Source organism: Enterovibrio coralii, from assembly GCF_001559595.1.
In the GTDB taxonomy this organism is placed as follows: Bacteria; Pseudomonadota; Gammaproteobacteria; order Enterobacterales; family Vibrionaceae; genus Enterovibrio; species Enterovibrio coralii.
On the sequence record NZ_LNTY01000025.1, the window covers coordinates 55,383 to 69,192 of the forward strand.

General features: G+C 50.6%; 8 protein-coding genes and 3 pseudogenes. 6 read left to right on the forward strand and 5 right to left on the reverse strand.

The features are described 5' to 3' along the window. The first annotated feature begins 162 nt into the window (after nucleotides 1-162). The 6 genes and pseudogenes from pyrC to ATN88_RS07385 all read left to right on the forward strand — a co-directional run bounded on the left by pyrC (nucleotide 163) and on the right by ATN88_RS07385 (nucleotide 7,308). A pseudogene (gene pyrC, locus ATN88_RS07355) lies at nucleotides 163-1,190 on the forward strand (dihydroorotase). Between the two features lie 223 nt (nucleotides 1,191-1,413). After that, nucleotides 1,414-2,451 carry an SGNH/GDSL hydrolase family protein gene (locus ATN88_RS07365; RefSeq protein WP_067413542.1) on the forward strand — a complete coding sequence of 346 codons (1,038 nt, stop codon included), beginning with the start codon at nucleotides 1,414-1,416 and terminating at the stop codon, nucleotides 2,449-2,451. Nucleotides 2,452-2,778: 327 nt separating this feature from the next. Continuing rightward, nucleotides 2,779-3,306: an RNA polymerase sigma factor gene (locus tag ATN88_RS07370; RefSeq protein WP_067413545.1), complete on the forward strand. Its 528-nt coding sequence runs from the start codon at nucleotides 2,779-2,781 to the stop codon at nucleotides 3,304-3,306. Further along, nucleotides 3,294-4,052, forward strand: coding sequence for an anti-sigma factor (locus ATN88_RS07375; protein WP_067413549.1), 759 nt, complete (start codon nucleotides 3,294-3,296; stop codon nucleotides 4,050-4,052). The genes ATN88_RS07370 and ATN88_RS07375 overlap by 13 nt, the downstream gene beginning before the upstream one ends. 191 nt (nucleotides 4,053-4,243) lie before the next feature. Next, a complete protein-coding gene (locus ATN88_RS07380; protein ID WP_269748111.1) occupies nucleotides 4,244-5,848 on the forward strand; it encodes an ABC-F family ATPase in 1,605 nt (534 codons plus the stop codon). Nucleotides 5,849-6,017: 169 nt separating this feature from the next. Next, nucleotides 6,018-7,308 (forward strand): annotated as a pseudogene (locus tag ATN88_RS07385) (hemolysin family protein). A gap of 182 nt (nucleotides 7,309-7,490) precedes the next feature. On the opposite strand, the gene ATN88_RS07390 reads toward ATN88_RS07385, so the two are convergent. The 5 genes and pseudogenes from ATN88_RS07390 to ATN88_RS07410 form a co-directional block, all read right to left on the reverse strand. Next, nucleotides 7,491-8,546, reverse strand: a complete 1,056-nt coding sequence (locus ATN88_RS07390; protein WP_067413553.1) for an ABC transporter ATP-binding protein — start codon at nucleotides 8,544-8,546, stop codon at nucleotides 7,491-7,493. A gap of 2 nt (nucleotides 8,547-8,548) precedes the next feature. Next, nucleotides 8,549-9,795: pseudogene (locus tag ATN88_RS28830) on the reverse strand (MGH1-like glycoside hydrolase domain-containing protein). Nucleotides 9,796-9,817: 22 nt separating this feature from the next. Next, the gene (locus ATN88_RS07400) at nucleotides 9,818-11,062 is read right to left on the reverse strand and encodes a carbohydrate ABC transporter permease (protein ID WP_067413558.1); all 1,245 of its coding nucleotides are present in this window, start codon (nucleotides 11,060-11,062) and stop codon (nucleotides 9,818-9,820) included. Beyond that, nucleotides 11,059-12,321 (reverse strand): carbohydrate ABC transporter permease, encoded by a 1,263-nt coding sequence (locus ATN88_RS07405; protein WP_067413563.1) that lies wholly within the window; start codon nucleotides 12,319-12,321, stop codon nucleotides 11,059-11,061. The genes ATN88_RS07400 and ATN88_RS07405 overlap by 4 nt, the downstream gene beginning before the upstream one ends. Before the next feature lie 91 nt (nucleotides 12,322-12,412). Then, the gene (locus tag ATN88_RS07410) at nucleotides 12,413-13,771 is read right to left on the reverse strand and encodes an ABC transporter substrate-binding protein (protein WP_067413567.1); all 1,359 of its coding nucleotides are present in this window, start codon (nucleotides 13,769-13,771) and stop codon (nucleotides 12,413-12,415) included. Nucleotides 13,772-13,810 lie beyond the last annotated feature (39 nt).

Consider the following 13,810-nt stretch of genomic DNA (forward strand, 5'->3'; position numbering starts at 1 on the left):
TCCCTATTTTTGCCCTCTAAAGGCATATCTTTGATAAAAGGGATGAAATATGACGCCTTTTCCTCTATCATCCTGCCGCCTGAGCGCAAGCGTTTGCTTTATCTTTCACATTCCTTGCCAACAGGCGCCAATCCTATATTTTTTCTATGGAGGGACGCCTTAATGACCACACTAACGATTACTCGCCCTGACGACTGGCATGTGCATCTTCGCGATGGCGAAGTGCTGACAGATACCGTTCGCGACATCAGCCGCTACAACGGCCGCGCGCTAATCATGCCTAACACCGTTCCTCCTGTTACCAACACTGAAATGGCACTTGCTACCGTGAACGCATTATGGCAGCAAAGCCTTCTGCGCAGTTCGAGCCGCTGATGGCTCTGTACCTGACCGACAACACCACCCCTGACGAAATCAGAAAAGCAAAAGCATCGGGGGCAGTTGTCGCAGCAAAACTTTACCCAGCAGGTGCAACGACCAACTCCGATTCTGGCGTCACCAACGCGAAGAACATCTACCACGTTCTAGAAGCGATGCAAGAAGTGGGCATGTTGCTGCTGGTTCACGGCGAAGTCACTCACCACGACGTGGATATCTTTGACCGTGAGAAGGAATTCCTCGATACCGTTCTGGCACCCATCGTTAACGATTTCCCGAACCTCAAGATTGTGCTGGAACACATCACTACCGCTGATGCCGCTGAGTTTGTGAAAAACGCGAACGACAACGTTGCTGCAACCATCACAGCGCACCACCTGATGTACAACCGTAACCACATGCTGGTTGGCGGCATTAAACCCCACTTCTACTGTCTGCCTATTCTGAAGCGCAACACGCACCAGAAAGCACTGGTTGAAGCGGCGACCAGCGGCAGCAAAAAATTCTTCCTCGGTACAGACTCAGCACCACACGCTAAAGGTGCAAAAGAGTCTGCGTGTGGCTGTGCAGGGTCTTACACCGCGCATGCAGCACTGGAGCTTTACGCAGAAGTGTTTGAGCAAGAAGGCAAGCTAGAGAACCTAGAAGCATTTGCTAGTCAAAATGGCCCAGATTTCTACGGTATTGCGCGCAACACTGACACAGTGACATTGACCAAAGAAGATTGGTCAGTGCCTGCAACCATGCCGTTTGGTTCAGATATCGTTGTGCCTATCCGCGCAGGCGAAAGCGTGAGCTGGAAAGTGAAGTAAACCTCGCTATCGGCGCACCCTATACAAACAGCCCTAAGCCGCACGCTTGGGGCTTTTTATTCCCCAAAATCTCACACCACTTTTACTTTTCACCTTTGCTTTAGCCTCTAAACATCTTCCTTCATAGATACTCTTATTAGAAACAAGGGCTTCACCTCGTTTCCCGTGTCCGAACTGTGGTTCTATAAGCGTCTTAATTTTTGTCCCTGAGCAATAGCGAATCATGAACGACGCACCAACCGCAGCCCTGCAAAAAACGTACGCCACTGACGCCAACATTTGTTATCAAGGGCGGGTTGTTCAAAACCATGATGCGGGACATGTCAGCTTCAACTGGCCGGGCGTCAATATTTCGCTGCGTTTTACCGGACAGATTTTGGCGGTTGAGCTTGCAGGATGTGGCGATCAGTTTGATGTGTTGGTGAATGGCAATCTTTCCCAAAAGCTCATCACAGATGCACAAGGCCTAACGGAAACCTTCACCTTGTTTGAATCAAACATGCCAACCACTGTTGATGTCGAGATCGTCAAACGCACCGAGAATTACAGCGCATTCAGCACACTCTTTGGCTTTCAACATGATGGTCATCTGGAAGACGCTGACGAGGCGGCAACACCACATATCCTGTTTTTCGGGGATTCAATGAGCGCGGGCTATGCCAGTGAATCGAATACTGTCGAGTGCTCATTTGAAGAAATCGTCAACACCTCCAATGCACGTTTAGCGTTTCCCTATGCCACCACCCGAACCTTAGGTGCCACTCTCACCCAAGTTTCGTATTCTGGGATTGGGCTTGTTAGAAACTGGAACGGCACTGCACCGCATCGCCACATCCCTGATTTTTTATATAAAGCCAGCGCGATGGATGATGAAGAACACGCGCACTTCGATGAAAAGCAGCCCACGCTTATCGTGATTGAAATTGGCACCAATGACTTCAACACGCCGCTGAATGATCACGAACCTTGGGTCTCTCAAGACGCACTCGAGCACGACTGGATCAACAGGATGGTGTCATTTGTGGACGAGATACGCACTCACTATGGCCACACCAACATCCTATTAGCGGTGCCGGAAGGCAATATCGTGGAACTCGCCGATCACGCTATCTCCCAGCTTTTCGCCAATGATGTTGGCAGCGTGTTCCGCCACACCTTTGTCGTTGAAGGCAAAGGTTGCGCCAAGCACCCCATTGAAAGCGAACATGCGCAGGTAGCAGCGGCAATGAGTGCCTATATTCAAGACAATTACCTGCTCTAATTCTTCCAACTCTGCCGCCTCTTCGATTTTTCGCGCCCTGCTAGACATCGTATTCAGCAGGGCGTTTTTCATTTCCTGCATCTGAAACCGCGATTCCTTCGTCACCTTCTCCGAAGGCTCCGTCAACGTTTACCCACCATCAGAGAAGGACATCTCATGCACAAACGCGTTCTTATTCACTATCCTTCATTCAGTGATAGCCATAATCAACGGACCCACAGTGTTAATCCACAATGTCGCTGTTTCGTTGACACCCATCCCGTTGACGTAATGAGGTATAGCATGGAAAACGCTTCGAATACCCTTCGGACATAAAGGTGCAATTGGATGTTGGATACCAAAGAAGTCGGCAGATTGCTTTCCCGCACCGCAATGAAGGACAAAAGCGCGTTTGAGGCTCTCTACGCGCTGACCTCTCCCCGCCTTTATCACTTGTTAAAGTCCATCGTCAAAGATGATGCGTTAGCCGCAGATCTCTTGCAGGAGGGCTTTCTCAAACTCTGGTTCAAAGAGATGCCCTCTCCGCCCGACTATCCGTGGGCGTGGCTTTGTCAGAGCATGAGAAACCTTGCTATTGATGAGCTAAGAAAGGCCAGACGCTCAAAGGAAGACAGCCTGTCTGACTCACATGACGAGAAAGTACATACCACACAAACTTTCTCGACGCAGGCAGAGCAGCATCGCCTCGATGTTTGCTTACAAACATTGGCCCCGGAAAAACGTAACGTCATTGTTTTGGCCTTCGAGCATGGCATGAGTCACGACGAAATTGTTCAGCACGTAAATTCGCCGCTGGGTACGGTGAAGTCTTGGATACGGCGCGGTTTGATGGAGCTGAAACGATGCCTAAGCTAAACCGTTACACCTCATCAGAACTCAGAGATAAGCTCGCCGCAGAATATGTCTTGGGTACATTGACGCCCCGCGTGAGAAAGCGACTGGAACGCTTGATGACGCAGGGCCCAAGTTGGTGGGAATATGTTGAGCAGTGGCAGCAACACTTCGCCGCTCACAACCCAGCATGGGATGCAGGCAGCGACGAGTCTGCCTATGTCTCTCCGCCGCCACGGATTTGGAGAAATATCTTGCGTTCAATTGATCCTCGTCGTGACGTTAAAACAGCGCAATCCGCCCATCAACGCCCTACTTGGCTTGTGCCTTTCGGCTTCACTTTCTCGTTGTTTCTTGGCATTTTGATCAGCCCGTATTTAACGTTCAAACCCTCGGTGCCAGCCGAAACGCCCGTTCAACCCGCAGCTTACCTCGCGATGATGTCCTCGTCACAGGAGCCGAACCATTTTGCGCTGGTCGCGTATCAAGGCCTTAAACCGGGAGAGTCGACGATTCGTCTGCAACGTAACTTGCGCGAAGCTTCGCTACCTTCAGAAAACGCCATGGTATGGATGAAAGACAAAGACACGGGAGAGATTCAACGCATAGGCTCACTGCGCGCCATAAACGACACCCGCTTCATGACGCCTAAAGAGTGGCGAGCCCTGAAAAACAGCTCAGAGCTTATCGTCACAGCAAACGAGTCACCGACAAGCCAAGTACTCTATCGCGGCCGCTGTGTCGAGTTGAGCGACTGGAATGCCATTTAGGTATCATTGTTTTTAACCCTAAGCCTCGCCTCTCACGCGAGGCTTTTTTATCTTTGAATCGCCTTCCTAATGCGATCGCGCTCTCACATCTGTTCTTTACATAATTAGTCTGTATAATTCGCCGCCTATTTGTTCGCGCTCCACCAATGAGCCCACGAACATCGCTTATTCAAACATCTAGGAATACTTCATTGATTTCAACCGCTAACATCACCATGCAATTTGGCGCAGAGCCGCTATTTGAAAACATCTCGGCGAAGTTCGGTAACGGCAACCGTTACGGTCTTATCGGCGCGAATGGCTGTGGTAAATCAACCTTCATGAAGATCCTAAGCGGTGCTCTCACACCTAGCTCGGGCAACGTCTCCATTACTCCAGGTTTAAAACTGGGCGTTTTGAGTCAGGATCAATTTGCCTTCGAAAGCTTCAACGTTATCGACGTCGTTATCATGGGCGACAAGAAACTGTGGGAAGTGAAGCAAGAGCGTGACCGCATCTATTCGCTACCAGAAATGAGCGAAGAGGACGGCATGAAAGTCGCTGAGTTGGAAAGCGAGTTCGCGGAAATGGACGGCTACACCGCAGAAAGCCGCGCGGGTGACATTCTGATCAAAGCAGGTATTGAAGAAAGCCTGCACTTTGGTTTGATGCAACAAGTGGCACCGGGTTGGAAGCTGCGTGTGCTTTTGGCTCAGGCACTGTTTGCGAACCCAGACATTCTGCTGCTGGACGAACCAACGAACAACTTAGACATTCACACTATCGGCTGGCTGGCGGAAGAGCTGAGCCAACGTAAGTGCACCATGATCATCATCTCGCACGACCGTCACTTCCTGAACACAGTGTGTACGCACATGGCGGACATCGACTACGGCGAGCTGCGTATTTACCCAGGTAACTACGATTACTTCTTGGAAGCATCTGGCCTGCAACGCGAGCAACTTCTGGCGAGCAACGCTAAAAAAGCAGCCGAAATCAGCGAGCTTCAAGAGTTCGTGAACCGCTTTGGTGCGAACGCATCGAAAGCGAAACTGGCAAGCTCTCGCGCCAAGCGCATGGATAAAATCAAACTGGATGAAGTGAAAACATCCAGCCGTATCAGCCCGTCTATCGATTTCGGCGAAGGTAAAAAACTTCACCGCCAAGCTCTCGAATTGCAAGAGATTGGACACGGCTACGACGGCGACATGCTGTTTGAAAACGGCAACCTTCTGCTAGAAGCGGGTTCACGCCTCGCGGTAATTGGCGAGAACGGTGTCGGTAAAACCACCCTGCTGCGTTGTTTGGTGAAAGAACTGGAACAAACGCAAGGCGTGGTGAAATGGGCGGAAAATGCTTCTGTGGGTTACTGCCCACAGGACTGTACTGCCGATTTCGACAACGACATGACTATTTTCGAGTGGATTTCTCAATGGCGTACCGCGAAACACAATGACCTGATTGTACGTGCGATTCTGGGCCGTTTGCTGTTCACCGAAGATGACGTGAACAAGAAAGCCAAGAACTGCTCAGGTGGTGAGAAGAACCGTCTGATCTTCGGTAAGTTGATGATGCAAGACATCAATGTGCTGATCATGGACGAACCAACTAACCACATGGACATGGAAGCAATTGAAGCCTTGAACAGTGCGCTGAAAGTCTACCCAGGCACCTTGATTTTCGTTAGCCACGACCGTGAATTCGTATCATCACTGGCAACCGCAGTTATCGAGATCAAAGACAAGAAACTGGATTACTTCCAAGGGACGTATGAAGAATACCTCGCGCACCAGCAAAAAGTGCTGAGCGCAGCGTAACCCCGCCTCTTTCTTCAAAAAACAGCCCGTAAGGGCTGTTTTTGTAACGACTCATCATTATTCCTTACAAATCCAACCTGATATTGCTTCAAAATTATTCATTTAGTCACATTCCACAATTAAATTACGGATTATTCTGACCGCTGTTAATTACGTGAATTAGTACTTTATGGATGTTCTCTTACTTGTTGGTTTAATTGTGTTAAATGGTTTGTTCGCGATGTCAGAAATCGCTATCGTCGCGGCAAAAACCAGTCGTCTTAAAAAACTTGCTGTAAACAGCAAAGCCGCGACAACCGCACTCGCGCTGAAAGAAAACCCAAATACCTTCCTCTCAACCATTCAAATTGGCATCACGGTTATCGGTCTTTTGAGCGGTATCGTGGGTGAGGCCACCTTGTCTGTGCCTTTTGCCGAGTTCATGGTGTTAAACGGCATCGATGCGGATACCGCAAACATTCTTTCTACCGCCATCGTTGTCGTGGGCATTACCTACTTCGCCATTGTTGTCGGCGAGCTTGTGCCAAAACGTATCGCACAATCTAAAGCAGAAGCCATTGCGATGGTGGTCGCGCTGCCGATCCACTGGGTGTCTATCATCACTCGTCCATTCGTATTGCTGCTGAGTTTTTCTACCCAAACCTTGTTGAAACTCTTTGGCATCAACAATGACAATGACGATGTCGTCACCGAAGACGACATTCAAGCCATCGTGAATGAAGGCTCAGAGTCTGGCGCGATAGAGCCTCGCGAGCAGGAGATGATCAAAAATATCCTGCATCTGAACGACCGTTTGGTAGGTTCACTCATGACACCGCGCCGCGACATCGATTTCCTAGATATCGAACAGCCGGTTGATGTGTTGCTAAAGCGCATTCGAAGCACCAAACACAGTGTGTTTCCAGTTTGTCGCGGCAATCTCGATACCGTGGTTGGTACTGTGTCCGCAAAAATGCTGCTCAGCACTTCCGGAGAGCTGACCACACCGTCTATCGTCAAGCTTGTGAAGCAACCGCTTTACGTGCCCGAATCTATGAAGTTTAACCTTGCTCACCCACCTGCAAACACACAGTGCTGAGATGGCGTTCATTATTGACGAATACGGTGAAATCCAAGGTCTGGTAACCCACTACGATTTGCTTGAAGCCATTGCGGGTGAGCTGTCTTTGTCGCCACAAGAGCAATGGGTCAAAGAGCTGCCAGAAGGTGGCTGGGTCATGGATGCACTTATACCGATTAACGAGTTCAAAAACCGCCTGAACATCGCTTCACTGGACGGCGAAGAGGAAGAAGGCTTCCAAACCTTAAACGGTATGCTGACGTGGCTGATTGACCGTCTTCCTGCAGAAGGGGAAATCATTCAGCACGGAAAGTGGTGCTTTGAAATCTTGCTTATCGATCACAACCGTATTTCGAGAGTGAAAGTCACAGAGCACGCCGTGGCAGAAGTCGCCATCTAGTAAAAAGGGCACCTTGAGTGCCCTTTTCTTTCCCCAAACAATCACCTTTTGTTGAAATAAAAAAATCCCGGCATCCAAGGAGAAAATGCCGGGTTCTACTAGCAGAACCTTTGTAGGGGGAGTCGCTGCTAAAAAAGGAGAATGTGCATTCAGACCAACTCGAAAAGTCTGAATGCGCGTCGTTACGAAGCGAGGATCGCTGTGCCTTTTGCATCGAAAAAGTGGAGCTTGTTTGCATGGAATTGAAGGCCTACTTTATCCCCTGCTTTCACCTCACTTTCTCCGTCTGCGCGAACAGTCACTTTCCCCAATTCTTCGCAATCAACCACTACATAGATATCGGCACCTAGGTATTCAGTCACATCTACAATGCCAAAACAGTTACCCGCTTCCGGCGCAACTAAATCAATGGCTTCTGGACGAATTCCCAATTGCGTTGCCTCAACATCATGCGGGTAAGCACCGCCTTTTCCACCTGCAAGCCCATACTCGACGCCTTCGGTGATGCAAGGCAGAATGTTCATCTTTGGACTGCCGATAAATTGCGCGACAAAGAGATTGGCTGGACGGTCATACAAGGTCTTCGGACTGCCAATTTGCTCGATGATCCCGCCTTGCAGCACCACGATTTTGTCAGCGAGGGTCATCGCTTCAACCTGATCGTGAGTCACGTAAATCATGGTCGATTGCAAAGACTGGTGAAGCTTGGCAATTTCATAGCGCATCTCAACGCGAAGCGCGGCATCCAAGTTCGATAGTGGCTCGTCAAACAGAAATGCGGTTGGGTCACGAACTATAGAGCGCCCAATCGCAACACGTTGACGCTGACCACCAGACAGATGACGGGGGCGACGTTCCAAATACTCTTCAAGCTTGAGCACCTGCGCGGCGTAATTTACCTTCTCGTCGATTTCTGACTGCGGGCGACCTTGGGTTTTCAGGCTAAAGCCCATGTTCTCGCGCACCGTCATATGCGGGTACAAGGCATAGCTTTGGAACACCATAGTCAGGCCGCGTTTCGCTGGCGGTTGGTCCGTCATATCAACGCCATCAATCATGATCTGACCACGACTGGTTTCTTCCAAACCCGCAATCATGCGCAGCAAAGTCGATTTACCACAGCCTGATGGCCCGACGAAAATCACCAATTCACCTTCTTCTACAGAAAGGTCGATGCCTTTGATGACTTGCGTGTCGCCATACCACTTTTCGACATTGTTCAGTTGAATCGATCCCATGTTTAGCCTCCCGCTATTTCCGACAGAGACCATGAAAGCCACACTGCCGCCGTCCATGTAAAATGACCGCCACCCGCAGGTGTGCCATCATCCGGGTTAAAATATTCTGCAAAACCAAAGTTTGCGATAAGCCCTGCTGTTTGCTGACGCACTGCCCTCGCCAGCTCAACATGCCCTTGTTCTTCCAAACCCCAGCCCACCAGCGCATTCATAAATGCCCACACTGGGCCACGCCAGTAACGCATTGCGTCATAGTGCTCTCCAGCTGGATCGTAGCTCGGCACAATGTAGTGCCCACTTGCCAGCATGCGTTCGAGATGTGCTTTCATCTCGGGATTATCAATACCGGCGTACCAGCAAAGAAATGACGCGTTAGAAAGACTGTTCGCGAAGGTTTGGGTGCGAAGATCAACACTGTCATAGGCAGCAATATGGGCATTCCAAAGCTGCTCACAACCTTCTGTCAGCTCCTTAATCCACTGCTCTATTTCGCTCACATCATGCCCCAGAAGTCGGCCAATTTCGGCGAGATCACGATGCGCGCGTAGCGTAATAAAGGTCAGCGTGGGGTCGCTACGCGGAAAGGGCCATGGTCACGTATGACTGACTCATCCCAGCCGCAATCTCGACCAAAGTAGAGCAAGGCCAGGTAGCGGTCGTAATCGAGCTTGGTAGGACGCATCGCAGGGTCAACATGAGACGTATCGCGTCGCTGGTAGTCACCGACATTGCTGATATCGACAGCCTTCATGGCTTCATCCCAATCTACCGCATTGTCACGACCACTTTCCCAAGGGTGAGTGGTAGCGACGGCCCCCGACTCGGCACGGCATTCCATGTACCAGCGATGCCATTTCAACAATGCCGGATACATAGCGCGAAGCTTGAACGCCCCCAAGGTCGGGTCTTTGTGGTAGATTTTTCTCGCGAAGGTTGCCAACAGCGGCGGTTGGCTGATCCCCGAAGACGCAATCGGCCCAATCCCCTGCCAAACTTGTGGTCCAGGAAAATAGCCGTCATCTTCTTGATGAAAGACAATGTGTGGCACCATGCCGTTTTCCCACTGCGCCGTCAGTAAGGTTTCAAGCTCTTGCCACGCTCGACCAATATCAAACGTCGCAAACCCGAGTGCAGCAAACGCGCTGTCCCAGTTCCATTGATACGGATACAAACCGGACGTGGGGATGGTGTAGCCACCTCTGTCGTTGTCCGTCAGTATGCCGATCGCTTGTTTATCCAAAGTGTCCATGTTTCATCCCTAAAATTCTTACCTATTTCACCGATCCTGCTGTCAGCCCTTTGACCATGAACCGCTCTAGCCCCAAGAAGATGATCATGATGGGCACAGTGGCGATAACGGCCCCCGCCATCAGGTGTTGTCTTGGAATTTCAGAGCTGTTCAACATGGCGACCCCGCGTGTTAGCGTGAATTTTGAGGGATCATCGAGCAGCATGAACGCGAGCAGAAATTCATTCCAAGCGATCATGAAGACATACAGAGAAACCGATGCCATCGCCGGCAAACTAAGCGGTAGGGTAATTTTCCAAATCACTTTAAGCCGAGAAAGCCCGTCCATCAGACCTGCTTCTTCCACTTCCGCAGGCAAGCCTCGGAAGTAGCCTTGGAGCATATAAAGGGCGACGGGAATCGTGGTCACCGGATAAATGAGCAAGATGCCAAATAACGAGTTTCGTAAACCCAGCATGCTGAAGCCGATGTAGATTGGCAGAGCCAACACAATCATTGGCACCATGTAGATCAGCAATATCGAACGAGACATCGCCGCCTGACCGCGAAAGCGAAGTCGCGCCACGGCATAGGCTCCCGGTACACTGAACAGCAACGTCACGATGACGGTGGCGACAGAAACACCAAAAGACGTGATCAGATACTCGCCAAAGTTGAACTGTTCAAAGAGTTCAGTGTAAGAGCGAAGCAGTCCCCAGCCTTTGTCGAGATCCAGACTGAAATCCAACGGATTGGCGAGCAAGGCTTGCTGGCTTTTAAGGCTTGTCATCACCATCACGTAGAAAGGTACCGCCACAATGATGATGAAAAACAGGTAGCCAAACCAGTACATGAAATTGATGATCGCGGTTTCAAATTCATGCCTGTCCATCCAGCCTATTGGCGATTTCAAGAACATGCGCGTCAAAGGCCAAACCGTGAATAACGCCATGACGACAAAGGCTACCGCCTGCGAGGTGGTATGCTCCGCAAACGAAATGGAAAAGGGGCCAAAACCTGTTGCCGCAAGGAAAAGGAACAAGTAAAGCGTGGTGCCACTCACCACCAGCGGAATGCCCTCCAAACGGTGCTGCATACGTAGCGTATACACGCCCGCCACTGCCCCAGCGAGTAACGACGCCAGCATCATTGGAGCGACACCAGCACCGGTCATAAGTGCCAATGCAACGGTGATGGTAACAGCAGCACTGACACCCCAAAGCGCGCCAATGACAGCCGCCACAAAGTCTGACTGGCGATACCAAATTTTCGGTGTTGAAGCGATCATAGCCCTTCCTCCCTGCTGACATAGCGGAAAAAGAAGAATGAGAAAATGATGAGGCAAAGGAAGATGACCACGGCCACCGCAGCACCTGCGCCGATATTGGAAAGAGCGAATGCCTGCTCATATACGTTCACGGTTAAGGTGCGCGTTCCTGCATTACCGCCTGTTAGCAGGAAGATGTCGTCAAACTTGTTGAACGTCCAAATAAAGCGGAGCAGGAAGAGTACCGACAATATCCCCAGCAGTTGCGGAATGGACAGATACCAAAACTGCTGGAACGGCGATGCACCGTCCATTCTCGCCGCTTCATACATATCCGCATCGATGGACTGCATGCGCGCCAAGATAAACAGGAAAGACAGTGGGAAATAACGCCAGATCTCAAATACCGTCACGCTGATCAAAGCCAGCGGTTTTTCGCCGAAGAAATTGATCGGCTCTGTGATAGCTCCCATCTGAATTAGCAGTGCGTTTGCTGAGCCTGAAAACGGGTCAAAAAGGGTTACCCAGGTAAACGCAACGGCAATAACAGGCGCGACATACGGGAACAGCATCAAGCCACGAATGAAGCCTTGCCCCGCGAAGGATTTGTTCAGCAGCAAGGCTGCCATCATGCCCACCACCAGCGCGCCGATGGTGCCAAACACGGTATAGAAAATGGTCACCCAAAGCACTTCGACAAACTCATCGCTATCAAAGACCTTGGTGAAGTTGTCAAAGGTGAAATTGGCGTTGAACAAATCAGAGCTGCTGATCCCCGTCATTTCTGCAGGATAGTCACGCATGCCTTCAGGGTTAGCGAGATAGATTTCCGTCACGACGACCGGAATGCGGAGCCGTTCTTTGTAGCCGGGCTCCCAATCACCCAATTCACAAAAAAGATCTCTCCCGTTCAAGGTACATTGCTCTGGCACCGACTGTACGGCTAAGCCTGCCGGCAACACATCGGTTAACGTCACTTGCCCAATCGGTTTTTCTTTGGAGCGATTAGTCAGTCGATATTCGATCTTTATTTCATCACCGACTTCTTTTGCCTTGCCACGAAAACGCTCATACACATTGGGTTCAACTGGTCGAAGATCGGACAACCCAATGGGTTTGACACTGATCCAAAAGATAGCCAGCAGTGGTAACAGAACCACCAGTGCCACCGAGATTAGCGTGGGCGACAAAAGCCCCCATGCCAGTCGGGTTTCCCGCTTCTGTAGCGGTCCAACACCTTTGGGCGGTTCAGGTTTTACAGTGTTAATTGACTCGCTCATCCCTGTTCCTTGGAAAATACTTGCCCGTCAGATGCCGATTATTCGGCACCTGTTTGCTGTGTGTCGTCGTTGCTTGTCTTCGTCGTATTAACTATTGAAGCTCAGCCAGTGCTTTATTCATTGCATCCACCGTCGAAGAGGCATCACGCTCACCGTCAATGTATTCACGAACGAGACGGTTAATGGCTTGGCTATTGATGATTTTCGAAGCCAGTGCAAGCTGACCTTCTGCAACCCCCCAGCGCTGCGCGTTATCAAGGCCGCTGACAATCTCTTCAACAATCGCGGCATCGTAAAGCTCAGAAAGCGGGGCTTTACGGTCTACGCCCACGGGGAGTTTTGACCATGCTTCTGTGTATTCAGTCGGGTTTTCATCATTGCCGCGACGCACAGGGAACTTGCCTTCTGGCGCAATCGCCAACGTGTTGGTGTAACCATCACTCATCGAGTAACGAATAAATGCCATGGCATTGTCGATATCCGCATCGGACGTGATCCCGAAGTAACGAACATCGCCCCAGGCTGCACCGTCAGGGTTTGATGGGCCGGAGAAGCGTGTCACGACACCGGTTTTAGATGCCAATTCGCGGCTAGTTGGATCGTCGTTGATGGTTGGCGGTGCACTGTCACGCAGGCCCGCCAGTTCATCAAGAATGAAAGGAGACCAGATGATCATTGCGGCTTTGCCACTGAAATACAGCTCACGAGATTGCTTCCAGTAAAGCTCTCCGTCTGGCGATGCATCCGCAATGGCTTTGTAGAACTCAAGCACCTCAGTGGTTTTCTTTTTGTCGAGCTGCTGCACGCCATCTTCGCTTACTGGCGATACGCCGTTTGCCAAGAACACATGCTCCAACACTTGGCTCATGAAGTTCTCATCCACCTTGGTGGCTGCCACAAACCCGAACATGTTTGGCGGATTGTGAAGTTTTTCGATAGCAGCAAGTACGTCGGCATACGAGTCCGGCGCAGAAAGGCCGTTGGCATCAAACAAGTCTTTGCGATACACCAGCATTTGCGTCCACCCATCTACAGGAACCGCTGCGTAGCCATCTTCGACCGTCGCCATTTTCAGTGCACCGGGCGCAAACGTGTCTTCGCCAAGTTCTTCAATCACTTCGGTTGCGGCATCCGCATCCAAAATTCCCGCTTCTTGCCAAGGTAAGGTGTACTGCAAGGTGTGATAAATCACATCAGGCAAATCGCCCGCAGAAAACGCCGCTGTTGCGCGCGTTCCGAGGTCACTTTCCGTCACTGGAATGACTTCGACTTTGGTGCCAGAGGCTTTTTCAAAGTCTTTTGCCATGGCTTTTTGACGTTCAAGACGCTCTGGTTGCTCTTCCGTGGTCCAAAATCGAATGGTGTCGGCGTAGACCGAAGATGCACCAAATAACGCTGACAACACGATACCTGCCAGCCAACCGGTCTTGCCTGTTTGCTGATTACTCATGGTTTACTCCTTGCGTCATTTCCTTTCTGCCAAACCTCG